Consider the following 3,205-nt stretch of genomic DNA (forward strand, 5'->3'; position numbering starts at 1 on the left):
AGTATAGCATGGCTAATTGTGTTGGCGACGGTGTTTCCTTCTGTCTGTTGTTTGATTATGGTGGCTATCTTCGGTGCTAATGCCCCCGCAACAGCCCCTGTCATGTCGCCCGTGATTAGCCCATTAATAATGTTAACCGCCATTTCAACGCCTTGACGGGTGTCACTGCCCATCGCTGACATCCCTTCGTTCATCGCATCGTTGTAGGCCTTTTCATAGATTTTCTGTTCCTGCTCGTCGGTTAAAACGAGGCCTTGCTCTTTCGCTTTTTTTTGCTCTTCTTTTAGCTTTTTGTTCGCTGCAGATTCTGCGCTTATGCGGTCGATATGATTGAGCATGGTTAAGGCTTCACCGCCAATCTCACTCACTAAGTGTGTTTGGTCTATGATGTCTTGCTCTTTTTCTTTGTTAAAGATGTGTTTCAGTTCGTTATTCGCCTGCTCAGTATCTCGGCTTAAATCATCAATATCCTGTTGTTGTCCGTCCTTGTTGCGAATTATAATCGTGCCTTCCGATACCGCAGATTGCGTCGTCGAGTTTGCCTTCTCTGACTTATTACGACTGGTTGGCATCGATGGCATGCCACTGGAGCTAATGCCAGCACTGCTGCTACTGACTTTGTAGTCCGCTTTGTTTTCGATATCACTAAAGCTAATTGTACCCGTATCAAGGCGGTTTTTGCTCGGGTCTTCGGCTTCCGAGGAGATGACCGCCCCTTTTAGGTCGGTGTTGTTGCCTACCTTAATGTCAAAGCCACCTTTACCGGCAAAAATACCCGATTGGTCAGTAACACTTTGCCAGTTGCTGTCCATTTTAGTTTTACTCGCTGATGCATTGGCACTACCGCCTCCGCCCATTGAGATACTACCTCCTGCCGAGGCAGAAGTACTTTTAGAATGAAACTCATCGCTGTCTTGTTTTGATTCGATATTCAGGTCATGACCAATATCGGCAACCACCCTATCACCTTTAACTTGTCCTGCAATAATGTTAGCATCGTTCCCCGTTATGATTGTGAGCTTATTACCCGCTTCAACCACGCTTTCTGTCCAGTCGGTACCATTGCCTTTTTCTCGAGATTTACTATGGCTCGCATTGGCTGAGATATTAAAGCCATTTTTTTGTCCACCAAAGTTATAACCCACACCCACCGAGCCACTGCTGCTCTTTTCTTTCGTGTCAGTTTTGCTCGTGTTTTCTTGACCTACGATGTTAACATCATGGTTGGCTTTGAGCATCGCATCATGTCCTGCTGACACCTGACTGCCGATGATATTAATATCGCCGCTCTCTTTTTGTCCATTGCCCGTGGCTATAATACTGACATTATGACCCGCTGATATACCACTACTCACTACCGTATGTTGCTCTTGGTTTACCGTGCGCTTGGTTTTTTCACTACCCAAGCTAAGGTTAATTCCAATCGACGCCTCAGGTACCCCATTTTGTAAATTCGCACCTGTCTCTAACGCCGCATTACCCGCTTGTAGCCCCGCTTTGATATTCATTAACGCTTTGGTTTTTTCGTTAGTCTGTTTTTTGGCTTGCTCTCGGGTTTGATTAGCGTTGTACATATCACTAACCGTACCCGTTACCGCCACAGTAAGCCCTGATTTTTGGTGTTTATACTCTTCTTTATACGTCGTTTTGGCATCTAGTGCTTCGATGTTAACGTTTTCGCCTTGCAGTTTGATATCACGCTGCGCAATGACTTCGCTGCCTTTGATGTTCACGTCTTTACCCGCTCGGATATTAACACTGCCATCTGTGCTACCCACCACACTGCCCAAAAAGGCTTGTTCGGTATTTGTCTGTTTTAAGGACTCTTTTTCTTTACCAACGGTAAACCCAATACCCCCACTGCTCATTAGTCCCGATTTTTTAGTTTTGGTTTCTTGTTTTCGGTAATATGACTCTTCTGCCGCATCAATGGTCACTTCCTTGCCGGCATTCAGCACCACATCATTGCTACCAATCACTTGGCTGCCCGTGACTTTGAGATTATTACCCGCACTGATACTCACGCTATCACCATACAGCTCACTGCCTTTTTGCGTGGTGTTATCTATTTCTGTGTGCGTTGTGGTGGTTGTTTTATTTAAAAACCCTTTACTTTTACTTTTGTGAAATTCATCTAATTCAAAATGCTCGGCCGATGAGCCTAATATAATGTCATTATCGGCCTGTAACCCAAGATGGTTGCCCGCAGTAATATCAACCGTTTTGGCATTAATGTCATTACCAGCAATAAGCATAACATTATTAGCGGCACTTATGCCTGTGCCAACCACACTTTTTTCATCCGTTTTTCGGTAGTCTTTTTTGACCCTAAAATCTAATTTCTCTTCAATATCTGCGGTATTAAATTTAATATCGTGACCCGCTTGTAACCAAGTATTACCGCTTTCACCATTATTAATAATCCATCCCGCTTTAGTATTGATATCATGACCCGCATCAATCACAACATTGCCATCATTTACCTGAATAATACTTGTTTGGTCTATATTGGTAGTTAAATTTCGCCCCCGAGTCTGTGTGCGTGTACTTGATAATAGGTTGATATCATTATCTGCCGACAAATAAACTAGTTTATCCCCCACTAATTTGCCGTAATTGGTGATGTCGTTTTCCGCATTGATAGATACTCTACCACCATAAATAGTGCCTTTATTGGTGACATTATGCCCATCTAATAGTATGTCATTTTTGGCTTTAATTAAGCCATTACTATTAAGTTCATCCCCTTTAACAAACACGTTCTCGCCTGAGATTAATGCCCCATCAGTTCCCAACTGAGGACGGTTAACTACGTAAACTTGTGGCACTAATACCTCTTGCGTTTGACCACCTACCGTGATGGTCTTTTTCACTAATAAAACGATATCAGTGGTTAGTGCGCGCATTTGTTCGTCTGATAATTCAACGCCGGGAACAATACCATAGGCATTAGCAAAACTAATTCCCGCATCCATCAAAGCTTGATACTGCTCTAAATCAGAACGGTAACCATGTAAATAGCGGTTGCCTGTTAAGCCAATAATTTGCTCTCGTATTAATTGCTGTTCGTAATAACCATCACCTAATCGTTTTTGTATCGCATTCGGGTCGGCATTTAAACGGCTTAACATGTAATCAGAGCTGAGCCATTTTTTGCGTTGAGTAAAACGCGGATCGCTTTCGACAATATAATTTTTGTCAGTCT

General features: G+C 43.2%; 1 protein-coding gene. It reads right to left on the reverse strand.

All coding sequences use genetic code 11. The features are described 5' to 3' along the window. On the reverse strand, positions 1-3,205 hold a 3,205-nt coding region (locus A9G47_RS02950), incomplete at both ends, for a hemagglutinin repeat-containing protein (RefSeq protein ID WP_176700641.1).

The sequence above is a fragment of the Gilliamella sp. WF3-4 genome (assembly GCF_001690275.1).
Taxonomy (GTDB): Bacteria; Pseudomonadota; Gammaproteobacteria; order Enterobacterales; family Orbaceae; genus Gilliamella; species Gilliamella apicola_C.